The organism is Pseudomonas sp. SP16.1 (genome assembly GCF_052682975.1).
The window spans coordinates 2,106,068-2,127,551 of sequence record NZ_JBQYFZ010000001.1; the positions used below are offsets into that span (position 1 = coordinate 2,106,068).

20 protein-coding genes and 4 pseudogenes are annotated in these 21,484 nt (G+C 66.2%); 7 read left to right on the forward strand and 17 right to left on the reverse strand.

Annotated elements, in window-relative coordinates; translation table 11 throughout:
- Positions 1–53: 53 nt before the first annotated feature.
- Positions 54–755 carry an MlaA family lipoprotein gene (locus ACUTAF_RS10245; protein ID WP_445579853.1) on the reverse strand — a complete coding sequence of 234 codons (702 nt, stop codon included), beginning with the start codon at positions 753–755 and terminating at the stop codon, positions 54–56.
- Between the two features lie 107 nt (positions 756–862).
- Between ACUTAF_RS10245 and ACUTAF_RS10250 the strand changes: the two genes are divergently transcribed.
- The 3 genes from ACUTAF_RS10250 to ACUTAF_RS10260 all read left to right on the forward strand — a co-directional run bounded on the left by ACUTAF_RS10250 (position 863) and on the right by ACUTAF_RS10260 (position 2,458).
- The gene (locus ACUTAF_RS10250; RefSeq protein ID WP_445579854.1) at positions 863–1,273 is read left to right on the forward strand and encodes an acyl-CoA thioesterase; all 411 of its coding nucleotides are present in this window, start codon (positions 863–865) and stop codon (positions 1,271–1,273) included.
- 80 nt (positions 1,274–1,353) lie between these two features.
- Entirely contained in the window at positions 1,354–2,073 is a 720-nt protein-coding gene (locus tag ACUTAF_RS10255) for an HAD family phosphatase (RefSeq protein ID WP_445579855.1), read from the forward strand.
- A 118-nt stretch (positions 2,074–2,191) separates the two neighbouring features.
- Entirely contained in the window at positions 2,192–2,458 is a 267-nt protein-coding gene (locus tag ACUTAF_RS10260; protein ID WP_445579856.1) for a DUF4404 family protein, read from the forward strand.
- A gap of 70 nt (positions 2,459–2,528) precedes the next feature.
- Here the strand turns inward: ACUTAF_RS10260 and queF are convergent, their stop codons facing one another.
- The 14 genes and pseudogenes from queF to ACUTAF_RS10330 form a co-directional block, all read right to left on the reverse strand.
- Complete coding sequence (gene queF, locus ACUTAF_RS10265) at positions 2,529–3,359, reverse strand: NADPH-dependent 7-cyano-7-deazaguanine reductase QueF (protein ID WP_445579857.1); 831 nt, start codon at positions 3,357–3,359, stop codon at positions 2,529–2,531.
- Positions 3,360–3,492: 133 nt separating this feature from the next.
- Complete coding sequence (locus ACUTAF_RS10270; RefSeq protein WP_445579858.1) at positions 3,493–3,915, reverse strand: hypothetical protein; 423 nt, start codon at positions 3,913–3,915, stop codon at positions 3,493–3,495.
- 46 nt (positions 3,916–3,961) lie between these two features.
- Complete coding sequence (locus tag ACUTAF_RS10275) at positions 3,962–4,306, reverse strand: YgaP-like transmembrane domain (protein ID WP_445579859.1); 345 nt, start codon at positions 4,304–4,306, stop codon at positions 3,962–3,964.
- Positions 4,307–4,427: 121 nt separating this feature from the next.
- Positions 4,428–4,721 (reverse strand): annotated as a pseudogene (locus ACUTAF_RS10280) (glutathione-dependent formaldehyde dehydrogenase); the annotation flags it as partial.
- Between the two features lie 17 nt (positions 4,722–4,738).
- Positions 4,739–5,035, reverse strand: a complete 297-nt coding sequence (locus tag ACUTAF_RS10285; RefSeq protein WP_445579860.1) for a hypothetical protein — start codon at positions 5,033–5,035, stop codon at positions 4,739–4,741.
- A 78-nt stretch (positions 5,036–5,113) separates the two neighbouring features.
- Positions 5,114–5,584: a hemerythrin domain-containing protein gene (locus ACUTAF_RS10290; protein WP_445579861.1), complete on the reverse strand. Its 471-nt coding sequence runs from the start codon at positions 5,582–5,584 to the stop codon at positions 5,114–5,116.
- 76 nt (positions 5,585–5,660) lie between these two features.
- Positions 5,661–5,822, reverse strand: a pseudogene (locus tag ACUTAF_RS10295) (con-10 family general stress protein); the annotation flags it as partial.
- Between the two features lie 313 nt (positions 5,823–6,135).
- On the reverse strand, positions 6,136–6,990 hold the full coding sequence (locus tag ACUTAF_RS10300; RefSeq protein WP_445579862.1) for an SDR family oxidoreductase: 855 nt from the start codon (positions 6,988–6,990) through the stop codon (positions 6,136–6,138).
- 73 nt (positions 6,991–7,063) lie between these two features.
- Positions 7,064–7,942 carry a UTP--glucose-1-phosphate uridylyltransferase GalU gene (gene galU / locus ACUTAF_RS10305; protein WP_445579863.1) on the reverse strand — a complete coding sequence of 293 codons (879 nt, stop codon included), beginning with the start codon at positions 7,940–7,942 and terminating at the stop codon, positions 7,064–7,066.
- A gap of 197 nt (positions 7,943–8,139) precedes the next feature.
- Positions 8,140–8,289, reverse strand: a pseudogene (locus ACUTAF_RS10310) (con-10 family general stress protein); the annotation flags it as partial.
- 191 nt (positions 8,290–8,480) lie between these two features.
- Positions 8,481–8,924: a DUF421 domain-containing protein gene (locus ACUTAF_RS10315; protein ID WP_445579864.1), complete on the reverse strand. Its 444-nt coding sequence runs from the start codon at positions 8,922–8,924 to the stop codon at positions 8,481–8,483.
- Positions 8,925–8,934: 10 nt separating this feature from the next.
- Positions 8,935–9,387, reverse strand: a complete 453-nt coding sequence (locus ACUTAF_RS10320; protein WP_445579865.1) for a hypothetical protein — start codon at positions 9,385–9,387, stop codon at positions 8,935–8,937.
- A 166-nt stretch (positions 9,388–9,553) separates the two neighbouring features.
- Complete coding sequence (locus ACUTAF_RS10325; RefSeq protein ID WP_445579866.1) at positions 9,554–10,447, reverse strand: chemotaxis protein CheV; 894 nt, start codon at positions 10,445–10,447, stop codon at positions 9,554–9,556.
- A gap of 294 nt (positions 10,448–10,741) precedes the next feature.
- Positions 10,742–11,767, reverse strand: a complete 1,026-nt coding sequence (locus ACUTAF_RS10330; protein WP_445579867.1) for a zinc-dependent alcohol dehydrogenase family protein — start codon at positions 11,765–11,767, stop codon at positions 10,742–10,744.
- Positions 11,768–12,005: 238 nt separating this feature from the next.
- On the opposite strand from ACUTAF_RS10330, the gene ACUTAF_RS10335 reads away from it, so the two are divergent.
- The 4 genes from ACUTAF_RS10335 (at position 12,006) to ACUTAF_RS10350 (ending at position 18,977) form a co-directional block, all read left to right on the forward strand.
- On the forward strand, positions 12,006–12,920 hold the full coding sequence (locus tag ACUTAF_RS10335) for a LysR substrate-binding domain-containing protein (protein ID WP_445579868.1): 915 nt from the start codon (positions 12,006–12,008) through the stop codon (positions 12,918–12,920).
- Between the two features lie 183 nt (positions 12,921–13,103).
- On the forward strand, positions 13,104–14,342 hold the full coding sequence (gene mexE / locus ACUTAF_RS10340; protein ID WP_445579869.1) for a multidrug efflux RND transporter periplasmic adaptor subunit MexE: 1,239 nt from the start codon (positions 13,104–13,106) through the stop codon (positions 14,340–14,342).
- Between the two features lie 70 nt (positions 14,343–14,412).
- The gene (locus ACUTAF_RS10345; protein ID WP_445579870.1) at positions 14,413–17,592 is read left to right on the forward strand and encodes an efflux RND transporter permease subunit; all 3,180 of its coding nucleotides are present in this window, start codon (positions 14,413–14,415) and stop codon (positions 17,590–17,592) included.
- The gene (locus tag ACUTAF_RS10350) at positions 17,589–18,977 is read left to right on the forward strand and encodes an efflux transporter outer membrane subunit (RefSeq protein WP_445579871.1); all 1,389 of its coding nucleotides are present in this window, start codon (positions 17,589–17,591) and stop codon (positions 18,975–18,977) included. Before ACUTAF_RS10345 ends, ACUTAF_RS10350 begins: the two co-directional genes overlap by 4 nt.
- An 82-nt stretch (positions 18,978–19,059) precedes the next feature.
- Here the strand turns inward: ACUTAF_RS10350 and ACUTAF_RS10355 are convergent.
- Together ACUTAF_RS10355 and htpG are read right to left on the reverse strand one after the other, a co-directional pair.
- Positions 19,060–19,216: pseudogene (locus ACUTAF_RS10355) on the reverse strand (transposase); the annotation flags it as partial.
- Positions 19,217–19,511: 295 nt separating this feature from the next.
- Positions 19,512–21,410 carry a molecular chaperone HtpG gene (htpG, locus tag ACUTAF_RS10360; RefSeq protein ID WP_445579872.1) on the reverse strand — a complete coding sequence of 633 codons (1,899 nt, stop codon included), beginning with the start codon at positions 21,408–21,410 and terminating at the stop codon, positions 19,512–19,514.
- Between the last annotated feature and the right edge of the window lie 74 nt (positions 21,411–21,484).

A 21,484-nucleotide genomic window follows, 5' to 3' on the forward strand; every position in this document is an offset into this window, starting at 1 on the left:
GCACTGACGAAAAAGGCGGCCAAGGCCGCCTTTTTTCATCCCGCCGCGAAATATCAGAAGTCGTCTTCGACCTCGCCGTCCTTGACCCGGAACTCGCGGTTCTGCAGGTAGGCGTTGCGGATGAAGATGTACTTGTCGCCGCTGATCAACTTCTCCGCCGAGAGCAGGCTGGCTCGGGTATCGATTACCTCGACGCCACGGGTAACGTTGCGCGTCGGCACATGATCCATGTGTGGGTAGGGGGTCAGGAGGCTGTCCGGCACCTTGCCGCCGGCATCGCGCACGCTGCTCGGGCCGAGGAACGGGATCACCAGGTACGGGCCGCTCTGCAAGCCCCAGGCTCCGAGGGTCTGACCGAAGTCCTCGTCGCTCTTCTGCAGGCCCATCTGCTTGGCCACGTCGAAGAAACCGAGCAGGCCGAAGGTGGTATTGAAGATCAGGCGGCCGGTGTCCACGCCGGCGTCGTGCAGCTTGCCCTGCAGCAGGTTGTTGGCCAGGTTGCCAACATCGCCGATATTGCCGAAGACGTTGTGCACGCCGTCCTCGAGAAACTGCGGGGTGACCTTCTGATAGCCCTGCGCGAGCGGCTTGAGCGCATAGGTGTCGAGCGTATCGTTGAAGCGGAACATGGCGCGATTGAAGCCCTCCCAGGGGTCTTCTTCCGATGCGGCCTGACTCACGGCAGGCAATAGCGCCCCGAGGAGCGCCATCAGGCCGCCCAGGCGCACGATCCAGCGAGCACCGATCACATGCATTGCAGTCTCTCCTTGAGAAAAGTAGGGTGGCCACCCGCCAGCGGCCGCAGAGGCCGCGAAGTATAAAGCCTGGAACCTGCGAATGGGCAGCATAACGGACGAACACGATGAGCAATAAGACACTACTGCACACCGCCCATATCGCCGTGCGCTGGGGCGACATGGACAGCTACGGACACGTCAACAACATCCTCTATATGCAATACCTGGAGGAGGCGCGCATCGCCTGGCTCGAACGGGCCGGCGTGGCCATGACCAATGCGCCGCTCGGGCCCGTGGTCCTGCAAACCCTGCACACCTACCTTAAACCTGTGGTCCATCCCGCCACGGTGGTAGTGGAGCTCTTCGCCGGCACACTGGGCCGCAGCAGCCTGGTACTCGAGCATCGCCTCTCGACCCTGGAGGATCCGCACGCCATCTATGGCGAGGGCTATTGCAAGCTGGTCTGGATCGAGCACGCCAGCGGTCGCTCGGTGCCGCTGCCGCAGCATGTCAGAGCGCTCTGGGACGATGCCTGAACGCGGCGCGGTCATCCGCCCGTCATCCAGCGGTCATCTGCCTGCAGTACGTTGGTGCGGTTCCCGCGACGGAAGACCCCATGCCCCGCACCGCCCCCACCGCCCTGCTCTTCGAACTCTCCGGTTGCCTGGTCGACTTCGGCGCTCGCACGCTGCCAGTCAGCCTGCAACGCCTGCACCCCGAACTTGAACCACCAAATGTCCTGAATACCCCGCAGCAGGCCCTGGCCGAATTGCTCGGCGAGCCGCCCAGCGCCGAGCAGGTACAGGAGCTGGAGCAGACGCTGGCGCAAGCCGCCGGCGAGCATGCCGAGCTCGCGCCAGGCGCCGCGCAGCTGCTGGCGCGCCTCGAGGCCCAGGGCACGCCCTGGATCTGGCTGGACGGCCTGGGCGGCGGGGCCAGTCCACGCCTGGCCCAGGCCCTGCCCGTATCTGTCGAGGGGTTGACGCCCCGCACCACCCGCCCCTGGCCCGCACCGGATCTCTGCTGGCAGGCGCTCAGCCGGTTGCGGGTCGATCGCCTGGAGGGCTGTGTGCTTGTCAGCGGCAATCCGTTGCTGCTGCGCGCGGGACTCAATGCCGGCTGCTGGACCGTCGGCCTGGCCGCCAGCGGTCCGCTGTGCGGGTTGACACCTGGCGACTGGCAGGCGCTGGCCGGCTCTGAGCGGGATAGGCTCCGGGCGCAGGCCACGCTGGAGCTGTATCGGCTGGGCGCCCATTCGGTAGTCGACCACGTCGGCGAGATCGAGGCGAGCCTGGACGACATCGGCATACGACGCCAGAAAGGCGAGAAGCCCTGATCGGCGCTTGATCCGATCAGGCAAAGCCCGCGCGCTTGGATTACCCTTGAACACAGGCAGAAACCATCGGCCACCGGTCGAGGTCAATGTCCATGCCGATTCGACAAGGGAGAACCCCATGCCAGCACGAGACTTGCAGCAGCAACTGGAAACCCTGCGCGACCAACTGGCCCAGGATCCGCCGCTCAGCGAGGAAGAGCGGGCATCGCTCTATGTCCTGACCCAGGAGATCGAAGCGCAACTGGCGCGCCACGCGGCCGCCGCCCCCGATGCCACGCTGGTCGACGGCGTCCACCTGGCGGTGGAGCGCTTCGAGGCCAGCCATCCTACCCTCGCCGGCACCCTGCGCAACATCATGCAGAGCCTGGCCAATATGGGCATCTGAGCCCGACCGACGAATGCCGCTCGCCCCTCGCCAGGCCGGCGGCATCTTCGTTGGAGCAGACCGAAGCCGCTTACTGGCGCACCAGGCGAACGTTGTCCGGTGCGATCGCAGCCGTGCTGCGGTAAGGGTTGATGTCCAGCCCGCCGCGGCGTACGTAGCGCGCATAGACGGTCAGCGCCTGCGGCTCGAGCAGGCGCTGCAGGTCGAGGAAGATGCGCTCGACGCACTGCTCGTGGAAGTCGGCGTGCTGGCGGAAGCTCACCAGATAGGCCAGCAGGCTGGCATGCTCCAAAGCAGCGCCGCGGTACTGCACCACCAGACTGCCCCAGTCCGGCTGGCCGGTGACCGGGCAGTTGGACTTGAGCAGGTGGCTGTGCAGGCTCTCCTCCACCACCTGGGCGGAGTCGCAGCGCAGCAACTCCGGCTGCGGACGGTCGTACTGACTGACGCTGATCTGCAGCTCGTCGATGCAGGTTCCGGGCAAGGCCGCCACGCCTTCGGCCTCGACTTCGGCGAGGCGACGCAGGCGCACCGCCACCGGCTTGCCGGCCGCCGCCGACAGGTCTCGCGTCAGCGTCGCCTGTACCTCGTCCCAGCTGGCGAAGGCTGTCTGGTTCAGCGAGTTGAGATAGAGCTTGAAGGATTTGGACTCGATGATGTTCGGCGAGTCGGCCGGGATGGCGAACTCGCCGACCGCCACCACCGGCTTGCCCGAGGGCTGCAGCCAGGACAGCTCGTAGCAGTTCCAGTAATCGACGCCCTGGTAAGGCAGGTTGTCGCCATCGAGCCCCAGCTCGGCCCATTTCGCCGCGCGCGGGATGGGGAACAGCAGTTCGGGGCTGTAGTCGGCGATGTACTGGCTGGTTTTGCCCAGTGGCGAGTGTTCGGCGGGGTGCTGCATGTTGGAGGTCCGGACTGGCGAAAATCCCGGCAAGTTTACTGGCTTGCCCGACGATTGTCCTGAGGCTCCGGGCGCGCGCCAACACCCACCGCCGACGCGCCTGGCTCCTGCACCAGCGGCGCGCCCAGGAGACCTAACGTTCGCGGCGCCTGTCGACAGGGGCGACCTCATCCGTCCAGGGCTTGCCGTCCAGCGGCGCGGAGCGGCCCAGTTCCGCCTCGTCCAGACCGCCACCGGCGCCGATCTCGCTGTCCTCGACCGTGCGCAGCTGTTCGTCGGCGGGGCCGTCGTCGCCCGGCTCCAGCGGCGAGCGCGCGCCGCTCTGGTCGAACAGGGTGTCGGGGCTGAGATCATCGAGGCTGACATTGTCCTCGTGCTCGCTTTCCGACAGCGTGGCCCCGCCGGTCAGACCGGGCTCGTCCGCCGGCTTGCCGGCGGGTCGCTCGACCTCGTCGAAAGGTGGCTGGCCCAACGCCCGCCCCTCGTCTTCGCCTGTGAAGTCGAGGGCGTCGTCAGGAATGCTCGGGGCCCGCGGGCCTGGCGTCTGCTTGCTCATCGTGCTTCTCCGCATCGCTGGCTGAAGGATGGCGGCCGGTTCGCGCTCAGGGCGAGATCGGGTCGCTGGCCGGAAAGGTTTCCTCGACGGCGTGGTCCAGGCGGGCGTCCTGCGCACGGTTGCCGGCACGCGCCTGGTTGGTGTCCGGCAAGGCGGCGCGCAGTTCGTTGACGCGCTGGCGCAGGCAGCGGAGCTCGGCCTCGGCGTCGGAGACCAGGCCCTTGACCACGCAGTGGCCGCTGAGCCCGCGCTGCACCACGGCCAACCCACCGAGCGCCGCGAGGATGCCCGGCACGCCGCCGCGGTAGACCCCGCCGACGATGGCGGATACCCCGGTGGCGATGGAGATGACGCGTTCCACGCGGTGGATATTCTGGCTGAATGGGGTCATGTCGTTACCTCCTGCGATGGTGAGCGAGCCTGTGCATTGGGCGGCGAAAGCCGCCCCAGGTGAAATTTAGAAGGCCGCCGGGGGCGCAAAGGTTCCCCCTATCGGTCGGGCGGCGGCCGATTCAGGGACGCAGGATGACCTTGCGGCAGTCGTCCTGCTTGCGATCGAACAGGCGATAGCCTTCCGCCGCGTCGGCGAGCGTCATGCGGTGGCTGATGATGATTTCCGGCCTCAACTCGCCCCGTTGGATGTGCTTGAGCAAGCGTGGCAGCAAGGGATGCACCTAGGTCTGGCCCATCCTGAAGGTCAGCCCCTTGTCGAAGGCATCACCGAACAAAAAGCCGTGGATGAACCCGGCATACACCCCTGGCACGCTCACCGTGCCGCTGCGGCGCACGGCGGCGATGCACTGGCGCCGCTCGGTCTGCGCCATCAGTTCGTCGACCACACCGGCCAGCGCCTGGCATGGCTGCAGGCGACCGCGCGCGCCTCGCGGTAGGCGCGCAATTGCGCCTCGGCGCGGCCGCCCTCGCGGGCCAGGGTGCGCGCGTGGAGCAAGGTCGGGGGCTCGTCCTCGGCGGTATAGGGCAGCAGCAGCTGTTCGAGCAGGTCGTCCAGCCAGCTGGCGAAGGGCACCGCGCGGCGCGTCGCCGGGTCGATGAACGGGCCGCGCAGGCCCTGGCGCTTGGTGCGCCAGCGGTTCTGCAGAGTCCCGAGCTGCTCGCTCACCTCAACCGGCCGTTCGCCCGCAGGGCGCGACTCCTGTCGGCGTGGCGGCATGAAGCAGCGAACAAGTTCGCCGCTTCATCAACCCGCCGCGGCGCGGCGCTCGCCCTGCAGGGATTTGCGCAGCGTGTCCATTTCCTCGCCCAGCTCGCCGAGACGCTGTTTGCCCAGCAGCTTGGCCGCCTGCGGGAACATATCGCCCTCTTCTTCCTCGATATGGTGTTCGAGTAGTTCCTTGAGCACCTTGACCCGGCCGGCGAATTCGATGGTCGACGGCGAAGTCTGTTTGATATCGGGCAATACCAGCGCCTCCACTGCGCGGTGTTCCTCTTTCGCTTCGCTGCTGAGCACCGCCTCGTGCTTGGCACCGGCCTGCTTGAATGCCGGATAGAATATCCGCTCTTCGAGAGCGGTATGGATATGCAACTCCTCCTCGATCTTGAGCAGGAGTTTCTTGCGCGTTTCTATTGCCCGCTCGGTGGTTTCTTCAAGACGCTTGAGCAACGTCTTGACTGTTTCATGATCCTTCTTCAATAGCTCGATGGCATTCATCGCAAACTCCTCGGCAAAGTTAGCAATCGCGGGTCAAGCGCCAGGGCCCAAGCGGCGGGCCCTGGCGAGACGGCACTCAGTTACGGCCGCCGTGGCTGTTCTGGCCACCCTTGCGCCCGGCCTCGGACGCCTTCTCGCGGTCGTTGGCGAAGTTGCCGCCACTGTTCTGACCGCCCTTACGCCCAGCTTCCGAAGCCTTTTCGCGGTCGTTGGCAAAGTTACCCGGATTGTTGTTGCCAGCCATATCATGGCCCTCCTGATACTGTTTGCGCAGAGGCCTTATTGCCTCTACATAAACTGAGGCAACTCGCCTCCACAGTGGTTCAAGCAAATTCCCTCCCATTCAGATCGACTCTATTAAACGGCATTGCGCCGAACAGGTGCCGCAACTTAAGCACACTGCCGCACGCAACTTAGGCGAATATAAAAGGCGCCGCGGATTACCCGAAAGTTGCAACTTAGCATCGCTTGAAGTTGCCGGTGCGCCCACCGCGGGCGCCGCGCCTCGGGCTCGAGCAAGTCCGGCGGCTCGGCGCCCCGGGTGCGTCCACTCAGCCGTTGACCACGCTGCCGCCATTGATGTGCAGCATCTGCCCGGTGACGTAGGAGGCGTCGCGGCTGGCCAGGTAGACGTAGGCGGGAGCCACCTCGGCGGGTTGCCCCGGCCGGCCCATCGGCGTGTCGGCGCCGAACTTGGCGACCTTGTCGGCGCTGAAGGTGGACGGGATCAGCGGCGTCCAGATCGGCCCCGGGGCGACTCCGTTGACGCGAATGCCCTTGGGTGCCAGGTTGATCGCCAGCGAGCGGGTGAACGAGGTGATCGCCCCCTTGGTCGAGGAGTAGTCCAGCAGCATCGGGTTGCCCTTGTAGGCCGTGACCGAGCTGGTGTTGATGATGCTGGAGCCGGCCTGCAGGTGGGCCAGCGCGACCTTGGTCAGCTGGAACATGGCGAAGATGTTGGTGCGGAAGGTCCGCTTCCACTGCGCCTCGTCCATCTCCTGCAGGTCGGTTTCCGGATGCTGTTCGCCGGCGTTGTTGACCAGGATGTCGAGCCGTCCCCACTTGGCGATCACCTCGGCGACGATGCGCTGGCAGAACTCGGCCTGCGCCACGTCGCCGGCCAGGGCGATGGCCTGGCTGCCGTGCCGGGTGACCTGGGCCAGCGTCTCGCGCGCATCCTCGTCCTCGTTCAGGTAGACCAGCGCCACCTGGGCGCCTTCCAGGGCGTAGTGCACGGCCACGGCGCGGCCGATGCCGCTGTCGCCGCCGGTGACGATCGCCACCTTGCCGGCGAGCTTGCCGGCTGGCCGGTAGTCGTTGGCCAGGTAGATCGGCTGCGGGTTCATTTCGTGTTCCAGGCCGGGTTGTCGGTCCTGGTGCTGGGCGGGCAGGGTTTTCTCGTCCATCGGACTGTCCTCCACTGGGCCGAGCCCTCGGCGCCAGGCGCCGAGGGCTGGTTGCGAAAAGGGGATGTTGCGGCTAGACCGCTTCGAGACGAGGGGCCGGCGAGGGTGCTTTGGCGGCTTTGGAGCGGGCCTTGTAGATGTTGTCGAAGCAGAAGTTGGTGGCCTCGACGTAGCCCTCGGCGGAGCCGCAGTCGAAGCGCTGACCCTTGAACTTGTAGGCCAGCACGCAGCCTTGGGTAGCCTGTTTCATCAGGGCGTCGGTGATCTGGATTTCGCCACCCTTGCCCGGCTCGGTCTGTTCGATCAGGGCGAAGATGTCGGGGGTGAGGATATAGCGGCCGATGATGGCGAGGTTGGACGGCGCGTCTTCCGGCCGAGGTTTCTCCACCATGCTCTCGATGCGATAGATATCGTCGCGGATCGCCTCGCCAGCGATCACGCCGTAACGCGACACCTCGTCGGCGGGCACCTCCTGGATCGCCACGATGGAGCAGCGGAACTGCTCGTAGAGCTTGACCATCTGCGCCAGCACGCCATCGCCCTCGAGATTCAGGCACAGGTCGTCGGCCAGCACCACGGCGAAGGCCTCGTCGCCGATCAACGGCCGCCCGCTGAGAATCGCATGGCCGAGGCCCTTCATCTCGACCTGGCGGGTGTAGGAGAAGGTGCAGGCCTCGATGAGGTGGCGGATACCGCTCAAGGACTTTTCCTTGCCGGTATTGGAGATCTCGTGCTCCAGCTCGTAGCTGATGTCGAAGTGGTCCTCCAGCGAGCGCTTGCCGCGGCCGGTAACGATGGCGATCTGCGTCAGGCCGGCTTCGAACGCCTCTTCCACGCCGTACTGGATCAGCGGGGTATCGACCACCGGAAGCATCTCTTTCGGCATCGACTTGGTCGCGGGCAGAAAACGGGTTCCGTAGCCGGCAGCGGGGAACAGGCATTTCTTGATCATTGGCTAGCACCGAAAAGTAGGGGTCAGTAGTTAAAGCTGACCTGTCCATTTGTTGCCGGGTTCAAGGATTATTCGCCCCTCGTCATGCGGACAGGGATAGGCTGGCGCCGATACGCAACGCGCCGTTGACGATCCGAATGTCGGGAAGGAGAAAGGAAGGAGGCCCGCAACGGGCCTCCCCGGGTTTACGGCGAGGTCTAGTGGCGACCGCCGCCATGGCTGTGTTGACCGCCTTTGCGTCCGGCCTCGGAAGCCTTCTCGCGGTCATTGGCGAAGTTGCCCCCGCTGTTCTGACCGCCTTTCTTGCCAGCTTCGGAGGCTTTTTCTCGATCGTTGGCAAAGTTACCTGGATTGCTGTTAGCCATTTCGGTATCTCCTGTCGCTTAGATCGCTGGGCAACATTGCCCATGCCCTTGCTTGGAGAAAACGCCGCCGTTTGATGTTCAGCCTATTTCTACGCTGCGCTGGCCGGCGCCTGACGAGCGGTAGTGACTGTCGCGAGGCCGGCGCCGGCGCACCGCTGCGCTCGTTCGGCGGGTCATTCGGGCTGGCGGATGATGGAAATCTTGCCGTTACGTTCGATGATCGCGTACTTGATCTGGTCGAGGCGTTCCAGGCCGTTTTCCCTGGCCGTCTCCATCACGTCGTCGAGCTTCAATCTGGACTTGCTCAGGCGCCACTGCAGCGGCACGCCGTTGTCCACCACAATGGTCGGCGAACCGTCGAGCAGGCGGGCGAAGACGGACGAGCGCCGCTTGAACAACGAGGCGCCGACGTCGATAGCGATCAGCGTGGCGATCACCAGCACCGCATTGGTGACCGAGAAATCCTCGCCCAGCAGCGCCTGCTGAGTCGCCTCGCCGATGATTAGCAGCAGTACGAAATCGAAGGTGCTGAGCTGCGCCAGCGAACGCCTGCCGGCCAGCTTGAACAGGATCAGCAGGGCGAGATAGATGGCGCTGGCACGCAGAACGGCGTCCATGACGAGCTCCTCAGGGGTAGATGAACTGGTTCAGTTCGACGCGCTCGCCGCCGGCCCCGATCCAGGAGTCAAAGCGCCCCACCCCCTCGGCACGCAGGATCAGGCTCAGGCGGGCGGCGCCCTGCTCGGTGGCGACGGCAAGGCGCAAGCCGCCCTGCTCGCCGTTGCTGCCGGCCAGCGGCGCCGGCTGAATCGACTCGATGGTGTAACCCTCGAGCAGCTCGCTCGAGATGAAGATCTGCGCCTGCGTGGCTGTCTCACGCAGAGTCAGCACCAGCTGCGAGGTCGCCCCGCCGCGGGCGAAGCGCTGGTAGTCCACCTGCAGGTGGCCCAGCGAGCCGGTCACCGTCGCATCGCTCAGCGGGCCCTTGGAGAACAGCCCGAGCAGCGCCAGCATCACCAGCAACAGCAGTGCGTACCAGCCCGCTCTCTCTATTCGCCATACCCACAGCTGCAGGGGCATGTCCTCCTCAACCGGCCCGCTTCGGTTGTCCGCCTCATTGCCGCGCATGTCGATCTCCCGTTGATATCCCTGTGACCGTGGGGACCGACGAAGATCAGCAAATACCGACGAGCAGCCGTTACCCCGGCGAACGCCGAGGGCGGGCGAACGGAAAACGAGGTAGAGCCTAGCTTCGCCGGTTCATCTGGCGGAAAGCCTGCAACAGCGCCTGAGTCAGGTCGATCGAGGAGAACTTGGTGAGCACCGCGTTGGCGCCCACCGATCTCGCTTTCTCGGTGTTCATCGTGCTGTCGAGCGAGGTGTGCAGCAGCACGTAGGTAGCGGCGAGCTCGGCGCTGCGGCGGATCTCCCGCACCAGGTCGTAGCCATCCATCTCCGGCATCTCGATATCGGATACCAGCAACTCGAACGGCATGCCGGACTGGCCGTGCGCCTGCAACTGCTGCAGCGCGGCCTGGGCACTGCGCACCGCGGTGCAGTCCAGCCCCAGCTGGCGCAGCACGTTGAGGGTCTGCTGCAGCGCCACCTGGGAATCGTCGACGATCAGCACCCGACGCCCCTGCAGCAGCCCGCTGTCCTCGGCCTCGAGTAGTTGCTCCAGCGGCGCCTCGTCCAGCACCGGGGCGATGTCATGCAGCACCTTCTCGATGTCGAGTATCTGCACGATGGCGCCGTCGATCTGCGTCACCCCCGTGATGAAGGCACGTTTGCCGCTGGCCGCAGGTGGCGGGCGGACGTCGCGGGTCGAACACTGCACGATGCGCTCGACGCTCTTGACGTGCAGGCCCTGGCGCGAGCGGCTGAGCTCGGTGACGATCAGGCAACCCTCGTCCTCGTTGGAGGCGCTGCGCTCGCCGATGGCGCGAGCCAGGTCGATCACCGTCAGCGCCGAACCGCGCAGGGTGGCGATGCCGCGCACGTTGGGGTGACGGTTGGGCAGCTTGGTCAGGGCGGGACAGGGAATGATCTCGTTGACCTTGAGCAGGTTGATGCCCAACAGCCTGCCACTGTGCAGACGGAACAACAGTAGCGACAGCGCGTCACCGGTGACGAGGGACATGAAACGATCCTTGGACTGAGAACCTGCAGGATATAACGACCAGGCGACCGCGGACTTTAACAGGCCGTTGAAAAACTACCTACGCCGTGATTGTTGCGGTGCCGCCGCAGACTTACCCGACGGGCGAGCGAAGCAGGTGCTGCTCATGCGACTCGTAAAGTCGATCGCGACTCCGAGCTGTCCTCGCCTGTTCTTGCGGGGCCGCCAGCGGTACTGAACTGGCGCCCGGCTCGGACTTTCCGCTTCGCGCTACCGTCTGCGTGCCGGCAGTCGCCGCCCTCGTGTTTTCGACGCCTATTTATCCGCGGCGAGCTCCAGCGCCACCCGCCCACGATTCGGACAGGTTTCCATATAGCGGTGCGCCGCGACGAAATCCTCGAAGGCGAACACCTTGTCGATCACCGGCACCAGCAGGCGGTCGGCGGTCAGCTGGTTGATATGCTGCAGCGCTCGCTGCACCGCCTCGCTGTTGGGTTCGATGCCGAGCTCCGGGCAGCCGGTGAAGTCCAGCACGCAGTGCCGGTAGAACTGCAGGTGCTTCTTGAACGCGGCGCAGGCCGGGAACGCCGTGTCATTGCCGCCGTTGACCCCGTAGAGGATCAGCTTGCCACGCGGCGCCGCGATATCGCCGAGCAGCTTCATCTGCGGGCCGGCGCACTGGTCGAGGGTGATTTCCACGCCCTTGCCTTCGGTGTAGCGCTCGACCTCCAGTACCAGGTCCTGTTCCTCGGTGACCACCACCTTGTCGGCGCCCAGGCCACGGAGAAACTCGCGGTCGTCGGCCGAGCCGGTGGCAGCGATCACCCTGGCGCCGAGCGCCTTGGCCAGTTGCACGGTCTGCGGCGCCATGCAGTGGCTGGCCTCGGTGATCAGCACGTGCTGGCCGGGCTTGAGCTGCGCCAGATCGACCAGCGCCAGGTAGCCGAACAGTAACCCGGTGTAGTGCACGCTGGCCTGCACCGGGGTGAGCACGTCGGGGTAACGGGTCAGGGCATGGCTGGGTATCAGCACCAGGTCGCCCCAGGTCGGGTAGCGGTTCGGCGTACCGGCGGGGAAGCCGGCTACCGGGGTGCCCACCTCGAGGCCCTCGACGCCCTCGCCCAGCACGGCGACCGTGCCGGCCAGTTCGTAGCCGGTTCCCGCCGGCAACTGCGCCTGCTCGGCGGCCAGATTCTGCCGCCACAGCACGTCCTTCCAGCCCAGGCCCACGGCTTGGACGCGCACCAGCACCTCGCCGGGGCCAGGCACGGGGGTCGGGACCTCCTCGTACTGGAGCACCTCGGCATCGCCGAACTTGTGGAAACGGATCATGCGGGACATCGCTTACCTCGAGCTCTGATCACGGATTAACACTTCATTGCCTGTGGACTCTATCCCCAGATCGCCGGTGGCACCACCCGCCGGCATCGATAGTGCACATGCCTGGCAGTGATCCGGCGGCTAGTCCCGACCTGCCAGGCGCCTTTCAATCGAGCCCGTACTGCCCGTACTATTGCGCGGCAAGGCTCTCATTTGCCGTGCCGTGCTGACAAGGCCCGCTCCTTCGGATGGTAACCGGATGAACCGTAACGACCTGCGCCGCCTCGACCTCAATCTGCTGATCGTCTTCGAGACGCTGATGCACGAGCGCAGCGTGACCCGCGCCGCGGAGAAGCTGTTCCTCGGCCAGCCGGCGATCAGCGCTGCCCTCGCCCGCCTGCGCGGGCTGTTCGACGACCCGCTGTTCGTGCGCACCGGGCGCAGCATGGAACCGACGCCGCGGGCCCAGGAGATCTTCGCCCTGCTGTCGCCAGCGCTCGACTCGATCTCCACCGCGGTCAGCCGCGCCGCCGACTTCGACCCGGCCACCAGCACCGCGGTGTTTCGCATCGGCCTGTCCGACGACGTCGAGTTCGCCCTGCTGCCCGCCCTGCTCCGCCGCCTGCGCGCCGAGGCGCCGGGCGTGGTGCTGGTGGTGCGGCGCACCAACTATCTATTGATGCCGGGGCTGCTGGCTTCCGGCGAGATCTCCGTGGGCGTCGCCTACACCGACGACCTGCCGGCCAACGCCAAGCGCAAGGTGCTGCGCCGCAGCAAGGCGCGCCTGCTGCGCGCCGACTCGGTACCCGGGGCGCTGAGCCTGGACGACTACTGCACGCGCCCGCACGCGCTGGTGTCCTTCGCCGGCGACCTGACCGGCTTCATCGACGACGAGCTGGAAAAGCTCGGGCGCAAGCGCCACGTGGTACTGGCCGTGCCGCAGTTCAACGGCCTCGGCACGCTGCTCGCCGGCACCGACATAGTCGCCAGCGTGCCGGACTATACCGCCGCCGCGCTCACGGCCGCCGGTGGCTTGCGCGCCGAGCCGCTGCCGCTGGAGACCCAGTCGTTCGAACTGCATATGGCCTGGCGTGGTGCCCAGGACAACGACCCGGCCGAACGCTGGCTACGCTCGCGCATCCAGATGTTCTGCGGCGACCCGGATAGCCTCTGAGCGTCTCCGCCCGCCCTGGAAACGGGCCTCGCGGCATCTTCGCGCCCCATTATCGAGCGGCGACTAGATAAGTCCGCCAATAATCATTAGCGCTGATATTCAACTTCGCGGCGTTCGATTCGTCCTCGCCGAGCCGCCGCAGCAGACTCCGCCCATCCACAACTTCGACTGGCGGAATCTCCCATGGAACAGCCCGACAACAACATCTGGAAATTGCCCCTGGCGCTCGCCGCCGTTCTGGTCCTCGGCGCCTGTGGCCAGGCGCCTGAAGCCATGCCGCAGATGCCGGCGCCCAAGGTCAGCGTCGCCGAAGTGATCGAGCAGCCGATCAACGAGTGGGACGAGTTCACCGGTCGCCTCGAGGCGCCGCAGTCGGTGGAGATTCGCCCGCGCGTATCCGGCTACATCGACAAGGTGGCCTTCGCCGAAGGCAGCCTAGTGAAAAAAGGCGATCTGCTGTTCCAGATCGATCCGCGCCCCTTCCAGGCCGAGGTCAAGCGCCTCGAGGCCCAACTGCAACAGGCCCGTGCCAGCCTGACCCGGGCCAATAGCGAGGCCCGCCGCGGCGAGCGCCTGCGCCAGAGCAATGCCATCTCCGCCGAACTGGCCGACGCCCGCGCCAGCGCTGCCACCGAGGCCCAGGCCCAGGTCGCAGCGATTCAGGCGGAGCTGGACAATGCCCGCCTCAACCTCGACTTCACCCGCGTCACCTCCCCCATCGACGGTCGCGTCAGCCGCGCCGAGATCACCGAGGGCAACCTGGTCGGCGCCGGCGACAGCCTGCTGACCTCGGTGGTCTCCACCGACAAGGTCTATGCCTATTTCGATGCCGACGAGCGGGTGTTCCTCAAGTACCTCGAGCTGGCCCGCCAGGCCGGCGGCGACGCCCGCGGCGCCAGCCCGGTGTACCTTGGCCTGTCCAGCGAGGACGGCCATCCGCACCTGGGCCAGCTGGACTTTCTCGACAATCAGGTCAACCCGCGCACCGGCACCATCCGTGGCCGCGCGGTGTTCGACAACGCCGATGGCCGCTTCACCCCGGGCCTGTATGCCCGCCTGAAGCTGGTCGGCAGCGCGGCCTACCCCGCCGCGCTGATCAAGGACGAGGCGGTCGGCACCGACCTGGGCAAGAAGTACGTCCTGGTGCTCGGGGAGGACAACGCGGTGGCCTATCGCGCCGTCGAGCTGGGGCCGAAGCTCGAAGGCCTGCGCATCGTCCGCAGCGGACTGGCCAAGGGCGAGAAGATCGTGGTCAACGGCCTGCAGCGCGCCATGCCGGGCGCCACCGTCGACCCGCAGGCCGTGCCGATGGCCGACGCCGCTGCCCTGGCCCAGCTGGCGCAGATGCGCCAGGCCGTGGATGGCGCTCAGGCCCCGCGCCTGGCCAGCAAGAACAACGCCGGCGAAACCCCGCGCAGCTGATTACGCCGTGGTGCGCGCAGCGCTCCCTGCATAGGGAGCGCCATGCGCACCAGTGCCCGAGGACAGTCCCATGAATTTCTCGCAATTCTTCGTGCTGCGGCCGATCTTTGCCGCGGTGCTGTCGCTGATCATCCTGATCGGCGGCGCCATCTCGCTGTTCCAGCTGCCGATCAGCGAATACCCGGAAGTGGTGCCGCCCACCGTGGTGGTGCGCGCCAACTTCCCCGGCGCCAACCCCAAGGTGATCGGCGAGACCGTCGCCTCGCCGCTGGAGCAGGCCATCACCGGCGTGGAAGGCATGCTCTACATGTCGTCGCAGTCCACCGCCGACGGCAAGCTGACCCTGACCATCACCTTCGCCCTCGGCACCGACCTGGACAACGCCCAGGTGCAGGTGCAGAACCGCGTGACCCGCACCATGCCGACCCTGCCCACCGAGGTGCAGCGCCTCGGCGTGACCGTGGACAAGGCCTCCCCCGACCTGACCATGGTGGTGCACCTGACCTCGCCGGATCAGCGCTACGACATGCTCTACCTGTCCAACTACGCCGCGCTCAACGTCAAGGACGAGCTGGCGCGCCTGGACGGTGTTGGCGATGTGCAGCTGTTCGGCATGGGCAACTACTCGCTGCGCGTGTGGCTCGACCCGAACAAGGTGGCCTCGCGCAACCTCACCGCCTCAGATGTGGTCGCCGCCATCCGCGAGCAGAACCGCCAGGTCGCCGCCGGCGCCCTCGGCGCGCCGCCCTCGGACGCCGGCAACAGCTTCCAGCTGTCGATCAACACCCAGGGCCGTCTGGTCAGCGAGGAAGAGTTCGAGAACATCATCATCCGTGCCGGTGACGATGGCGAGATCACCCGCCTGAAGGACATCGCCCGCGTCGAGCTGGGTTCCAACCAGTACGCCTTGCGTTCGCTGCTGAACAACCAGCCGGCCGTGGCCATCCCGGTATTCCAGCGCCCCGGCTCGAATGCCATCGAGATCTCCGACTCGGTTCGCGCGCGCATGGCCGAGCTGAAGCAGAGCTTCCCGCAGGGCGTGGACTACGAGATCGTCTACGACCCGACCATCTTCGTGCGCGGCTCCATCGAGGCGGTGGTGCACACCCTGCTCGAGGCCATCGTGCTGGTGGTGCTGGTGGTGGTGCTGTTCCTGCAGACCTGGCGCGCCTCGATCATCCCGCTGGCCGCCGTGCCGGTGTCACTGATCGGCACCTTCGCCGTGATGCACCTGTTCGGCTTCTCGCTCAACGCCCTGTCGCTGTTCGGCCTGGTGCTGGCCATCGGCATCGTGGTGGACGACGCCATCGTCGTGGTGGAGAACGTCGAGAGGAACATCGGCCTCGGCAAGTCGCCGGTGGAAGCCACTCGCCAGGCCATGAAGGAAGTGACCGGCCCGATCGTCGCAACGGCACTCGCGCTGTGTGCCGTATTCGTGCCGACCGCCTTCATCTCCGGCCTCACCGGGCAGTTCTACCAGCAGTTCGCCCTGACCATCGCCATCTCCACCGTGATCTCGGCGTTCAACTCGCTGACCCTGTCGCCGGCCCTGGCCGCCGTGCTGCTCAAGGACCACCACGCGCCCAAGGACCGCTTCTCCCTCGTGCTCGACAAGCTGTTCGGCGGCTGGCTGTTCGCCCCGTTCAATCGCTTCTTCGACCGCGCCAGCCATGGCTACGTCGGCACCGTGAAGCGCGTGCTGCGTGGTAGCTCGATCGCCCTGCTGGTCTATGGTGGCCTGCTGGTGCTCGGCTACCTGGGCTTCTCCAGCACCCCGACCGGCTTCGTGCCGCAGCAGGACAAGCAGTACCTGGTGGCCTTCGCCCAGCTGCCGGACGCCGCCACCCTCGACCGTACCGAGGCGGTGATCAAGCGCATGTCGGAGATCGCCGGCAAGCACCCGGGCGTGGAGAACACCGTGGCCTTCCCGGGCCTGTCGATCAACGGCTTCACCAACAGCCCGAACAGCGGCATCGTGTTCACCCCGCTGCGGCCGTTCGACGAGCGCAGTGATCCGTCGCTGTCGGCCAATGCCATCGCCGCCGAGCTGAACGCCCAGTTCGCCGAGATCCAGGACGCCTACATCGCCATCTTCCCGCCGCCGCCCGTGCAGGGTCTCGGCACCATCGGAGGCTTCCGCCTGCAGATCCAGGATCGCGGCAGCCTGGGCTACGAGGAGCTGTACGCGCAGACCCAGAACATCCTCAACAAGGCGCGCCAGTTGCCGGAGCTGAACCCCATGTCGGTGTTCACCAGCTACCAGGTCAACGTGCCGCAGATCGATGCCAACATCGACCGCGAGAAGGCCAAGACCCACGGCGTGGCCATCAGCGACATCTTCGACACCATGCAGGTGTACCTGGGCTCGCTGTACGCCAACGACTTCAACCGCTTCGGCCGCACCTACCAGGTCAACGTCCAGGCCGACCAGCAGTTCCGCCTGGAGCCCGAGCAGATCGGCCAGCTCAAGGTGCGCAACAACCGTGGCGAGATGATCCCGCTGTCCACCTTCGTCAAGGTCGACAGTGCCTCGGGCCCGGACCGGGTGATGCACTACAACGGCTTCCTCACCGCCGAGATCAACGGTGCGGCGGCGCCCGGCTACAGCTCCGGCCAGGCCGAGGCGGCCATCGCCAAGCTGCTCGACGAGGAACTGCCCAACGGCATGACCTACGAGTGGACCGAGCTGACCTACCAGCAGATCCTCGCCGGCAACACCGCGATCTTCATCTTCCCGCTCTGCGTGCTGCTGGCCTTCCTGGTGCTGGCCGCCCAGTACGAGAGCTGGAGCCTGCCGCTGGCGGTGATCCTGATCGTGCCGACCGTGCTGTTCTCCGCCATCACCGGGGTGATCCTGGCCGGCGGCGACAACAACGTGTTCACCCAGATCGGCCTGATCGTGCTGGTGGGCCTGGCGTGCAAGAACGCCATCCTCATCGTCGAGTTCGCCAAGGAGAAGCAGGAAGAAGGCCTGGATCGCATCAGCGCGGTGCTGGAGGCCTGCCGCCTGCGGCTGCGCCCGATCCTGATGACCTCCATCGCCTTCATCATGGGCGTGGTGCCCCTGGTGCTCTCCAGCGGTGCCGGCGCCGAGATGCGCCATGCCATGGGCGTGGCGGTGTTCAGCGGGATGATCGGCGTGACCTTCTTCGGCCTGCTGCTGACCCCGGTGTTCTACGTGCTGATCCGCGCCTTCGTGGAGAAGCGCGAAGCGAGGAAAGCCTCTCGCCTGCAGGAGGTGCATGCATGAAGCCGTTGATTCCCGCCCTGCTCGCCCTGGCGGTCAGCGCCTGTGCCGTCGGCCCGGACTACCGGGCGCCGGACACCGCGCCGGCGCGCATCGAGGCCCTGGAAGCCGGCGACTACGACCGTACCGATTTCGAGGCGGCCTGGTGGCAGCAGTTCGACGACCCGACCCTGAGCCAGCTGGTCCAGCAGTCGCTCGAGGAGAACCGCGAGCTGCGCGTGGCCTTCGCCCGCCTGCGCGCCGCCCGCGCCATCCGCGACGATGTCGGCAACGACCAGCTGCCGGTGATCACCAGCCGCGCCAGCGGCGAGTTCGGCAAGGCCCAGCAGCCGCCCACCAGCGAGCAGCGCATCCGCCAGGAGCGCTACGACCTGGGCCTGGACATGGCCTGGGAGCTCGACCTGTTCGGCCGCATCCAGCGCAGCATCGAGGCCAGCGAGGCGCAGAGCGAGGCCGCCGAGGCCGAGCTGTACCAGCTGCAGGTGAGCCTGATCGCCGAGCTGGTGGACGCCTACGGCAACCTGCGCGGCGCGCAGCTGCGCGAACGCATCGCCCGCGACAACCTGAAGAACCAGAGCCAGTCGCGCGCCCTCACCGAGCAGCTGCGCGACGCCGGCATCGGCAGCGAACTGGACGTGCTGCGCGCCGATGCGCGCCTGGCCGCCACCGAGGCCAGCCTGCCGCAGCTGCAGGCCGAAGAGGCGCGTGCCCGTCACCGTATCGCCACCCTGCTCGGCCAGCGCCCGGAACAGCTGAGCGTCGACCTGTCGCCCCGGCCCCTACCGGTGATCGCCAAGGCCCTGCCGATCGGCGACCCCGCCGAGCTGCTGCGCCGCCGTCCGGACGTGCGCGTCGCCGAGCGCCAGCTGGCCGCGGCCACCGCCAATGTCGGGGTGGCCACCGCCGACCTGTTCCCGCGGGTCAGCCTGTCCGGCTTCCTCGGCTTTACCGCCGGCCGCGGCTCGCAACTGGGTGCGGCGGCGGCCAATGCCTGGAGCGTGGCGCCGGCCATCAGCTGGGCGGCCTTCGACCTCGGCAGCGTGCGCGCCCGCCTGCGCGGTGCCGAGGCCGACGCCGATGGCGCCCTGGCGCAGTACGAACAGCAGGTACTACTGGCCCTGGAAGAATCAGAGAACGCCTTCAGCGACTATGCCAAGCGTCAGCAGCGCCTGCTCTCGCTGCTGCGCCAGGCCGAGGCCAGCCGCGCCGCCGCCGAACAGGCGGCGATCCGCTACCGCGAAGGCACGGTGGATTTCCTCGTGCTACTGGACGCCGAACGCGAACGCCTGGCTGCCGAAGACGCCCAGGCGCTGGCCGAGGTCGAGCTGTACAGCGGCATAGTCGCGATCTACAAGGCACTCGGCGGCGGCTGGCAGCCGCAGGCCTGACGCCCTCCTTTCTCCCGACCGGCAACCGCCAGTCGCTCCGGCCCCAGGGTGTTGGCTCCTTAGCCCTGGGGCTTTTTTTGGTTCATCGCGCTTTCCCAGGGAAGTCGGCCTCGATCATCGGGAAGAAATAGTCCGAGTCCCGGAAGCCATAGGCCATGCGCTCGATCACCTTGATACGGTTGTCCACACCGCTCCAGCAAACGGGTATGCACTGGCAAACGGGCGCTGGCGAGGGAAGAAGCGCTGTAGCGGTGCCGAGCCCTGTCACGAGCAGGCCGTAGCCAGGTCCGCCAGAGTTGCCAGCGCTGGGTCGTACCCGACTTCCTTCAGCACGTCGTTGGGCACATGCACCGCGGCCGATGGCGGTATGGCAGTTGCTGCGTTTGGCGACTGCCAATCTAGCCGCTTCCCTGCCAGTCAACTCGCTCCTTCCCGAGGAACCGATAAAAAAGCCCGCACGAGGCGGGCTGATCTCTTTACTTGAATTCACAGGGTGCGTCGTGCACAACGGCCCTTCGCACCCCGCACGGCGGTTCAGGCCGAGAGTTCCACCAGCAGCTTGTTCAGACGCTGCACGTAGGCTGCCGGGTCCTTCAGGCTGTCGCCAGCGGCCAGCGCGGCCTGGTCGAAGAGGATGTGCGACAGGTCGACGAAGCGGTCCTCGTCGGCCTCGGCATCCAGGCGCTCGATAAGCGGGTGGCCCGGGTTGAACTCGAAGATCGGCTTGGCTTCCGGCACCTTCTGCCCGCTGGCCTCGAGGATCTGGCGCATCTGCAGACCCAGGTCCTGCTCGCCGATGGCGAGGATCGCCGGCGAATCGGTCAAACGGTGCGATACGCGTACCTCGGCGACCTGCTCGCCGAGTGCGCCTTTCAGGCGCTCGATCAGCCCTTCCTTGGCCTTGGCGATTTCTTCCTGGGCCTTCTTGTCCTCTTCCGAGTCCAGCTTGCCCAAGTCCAGGTCGCCACGGGCGACGTCGACGAACTGCTTGCCGTCGAACTCGGTCAGGTAGCTCATCAGCCACTCGTCGATGCGATCGGTCAGCAGCAGCACCTCGATGCCCTTCTTGCGGAACACCTCCAGGTGCGGGCTGTTCTTGATCTGAGCAAAACTTTCGCCGGTCAGGTAGTAGATCTTGTCCTGGCCTTCCTTGACCCGGCCCAGGTAGTCGGCAAGCGCTACCGATTGCTCGTCGCCTTCACCGGCGGTCGAGGCGAAGCGCAGCAGGCCGGCGATCTTCTCCTTGTTGGCGAAGTCTTCCGCCGGGCCTTCCTTGAGCACCTGGCCGAAGGCCTTCCAGAAGGTCTTGTAGTCGTCCGGCTTGTCCTTGGCCAGCTTTTCCAGCATGTCCAGCACGCGCTTGGTCAGCGCCGACTTCATCGAGTCGATCACCGGATCCTTCTGCAGGATTTCACGCGAGACGTTCAGCGACAGGTCGTTGGAGTCCACCACGCCCTTGATGAAGCGCAGGTAAAGCGGCAGGAACTCGTCGGCCTGATCCATGATGAACACGCGCTGCACGTAGAGCTTGAGGCCCTTGGGTGCTTCGCGGTGATACAGGTCGAACGGCGCACGGCCCGGCACGTAGAGCAGCGAGCTGTACTCCAGCTTGCCCTCGACCTTGTTGTGGCTCCAGCTCAGCGGGTTCTCGAAGTCGTGGGCGACGTGCTTGTAGAACTCCTGGTATTCCTCGTCCTTGACCTCGCTGCGCGGACGGGTCCACAGTGCGCTGGCGCGGTTGACGGTTTCCCACTCGACTTCCGCCGGCTTGTCTTCACCGTGCTGCTCTTTCGGCAGCTCGATGGGCAGGGCGATATGGTCGGAGTACTTCTTGACTATATTGCGCAGGCGCCAGCCGTCAGCGAACTCTTCTTCGCCGCTCTTGAGGTGCAGGACGATACGGGTGCCGCGCTCGGCCTTGTCGATGGTGGCGACTTCGAACTCGCCCTCGCCTTGCGACGACCAGTGCACGCCCTCGCTGGCGGAACTGCCTGCACGACGGCTGAACACGTCCACCTTGTCGGCGACGATGAAGGCCGAATAGAAGCCCACGCCGAACTGGCCGATCAGGTGCGAGTCCTTCTTTTGATCGCCGGAGAGATTCTTGAGGAAGTCGGCGGTGCCGGACTTGGCGATGGTACCCAGGTGTGCGATCACTTCCTCGCGGCTCATGCCGATGCCGTTGTCCTCGAGGGTAACGGTCTTGGCGTCCTTGTCGAAGCTGACACGGATCTTGAGCGGATCGCCGCCTTCGAGCAGCTCGGGCTTGGCCAGCGCCTCGAAGCGCAGCTTGTCGGCGGCGTCGGAGGCGTTGGAGATCAGCTCGCGGAGAAAGATCTCCTTGTTCGAGTACAGCGAATGGATCATCAGGTGCAGCAGCTGCTTCACCTCGGTCTGGAAGCCCAGGGTCTCTTTTTGAGTTTCCACACTCATGGTCGTCTCACTCCACATGCAGGACTAAGCCGCTCGCGCGGCGGATGTCCTGCAGATGGGGGCAGCTCGATGGA

Excerpts from the sequence above, each read along its gene's own strand:
- ACUTAF_RS10245 (WP_445579853.1), bottom strand. The coding sequence starts at position 755 with ATGCATGTGATCGGTGCTCGCTGGATCGTGCGCCTGGGCGGCCTGATG.
- ACUTAF_RS10250 (WP_445579854.1), top strand. The coding sequence starts at position 863 with ATGAGCAATAAGACACTACTGCACACCGCCCATATCGCCGTGCGCTGG.
- ACUTAF_RS10255 (WP_445579855.1), top strand. The coding sequence starts at position 1,354 with ATGCCCCGCACCGCCCCCACCGCCCTGCTCTTCGAACTCTCCGGTTGC.
- ACUTAF_RS10260 (WP_445579856.1), top strand. The coding sequence starts at position 2,192 with ATGCCAGCACGAGACTTGCAGCAGCAACTGGAAACCCTGCGCGACCAA.
- queF (WP_445579857.1), bottom strand. The coding sequence starts at position 3,359 with ATGCAGCACCCCGCCGAACACTCGCCACTGGGCAAAACCAGCCAGTAC.
- ACUTAF_RS10270 (WP_445579858.1), bottom strand. The coding sequence starts at position 3,915 with ATGAGCAAGCAGACGCCAGGCCCGCGGGCCCCGAGCATTCCTGACGAC.
- ACUTAF_RS10275 (WP_445579859.1), bottom strand. The coding sequence starts at position 4,306 with ATGACCCCATTCAGCCAGAATATCCACCGCGTGGAACGCGTCATCTCC.
- ACUTAF_RS10290 (WP_445579861.1), bottom strand. The coding sequence starts at position 5,584 with ATGAATGCCATCGAGCTATTGAAGAAGGATCATGAAACAGTCAAGACG.
- ACUTAF_RS10300 (WP_445579862.1), bottom strand. The coding sequence starts at position 6,990 with ATGGACGAGAAAACCCTGCCCGCCCAGCACCAGGACCGACAACCCGGC.
- galU (WP_445579863.1), bottom strand. The coding sequence starts at position 7,942 with ATGATCAAGAAATGCCTGTTCCCCGCTGCCGGCTACGGAACCCGTTTT.
- ACUTAF_RS10315 (WP_445579864.1), bottom strand. The coding sequence starts at position 8,924 with ATGGACGCCGTTCTGCGTGCCAGCGCCATCTATCTCGCCCTGCTGATC.
- ACUTAF_RS10320 (WP_445579865.1), bottom strand. The coding sequence starts at position 9,387 with ATGCCCCTGCAGCTGTGGGTATGGCGAATAGAGAGAGCGGGCTGGTAC.
- ACUTAF_RS10325 (WP_445579866.1), bottom strand. The coding sequence starts at position 10,447 with ATGTCCCTCGTCACCGGTGACGCGCTGTCGCTACTGTTGTTCCGTCTG.
- ACUTAF_RS10330 (WP_445579867.1), bottom strand. The coding sequence starts at position 11,767 with ATGTCCCGCATGATCCGTTTCCACAAGTTCGGCGATGCCGAGGTGCTC.
- ACUTAF_RS10335 (WP_445579868.1), top strand. The coding sequence starts at position 12,006 with ATGAACCGTAACGACCTGCGCCGCCTCGACCTCAATCTGCTGATCGTC.
- mexE (WP_445579869.1), top strand. The coding sequence starts at position 13,104 with ATGGAACAGCCCGACAACAACATCTGGAAATTGCCCCTGGCGCTCGCC.
- ACUTAF_RS10345 (WP_445579870.1), top strand. The coding sequence starts at position 14,413 with ATGAATTTCTCGCAATTCTTCGTGCTGCGGCCGATCTTTGCCGCGGTG.
- ACUTAF_RS10350 (WP_445579871.1), top strand. The coding sequence starts at position 17,589 with ATGAAGCCGTTGATTCCCGCCCTGCTCGCCCTGGCGGTCAGCGCCTGT.
- htpG (WP_445579872.1), bottom strand. The coding sequence starts at position 21,410 with ATGAGTGTGGAAACTCAAAAAGAGACCCTGGGCTTCCAGACCGAGGTG.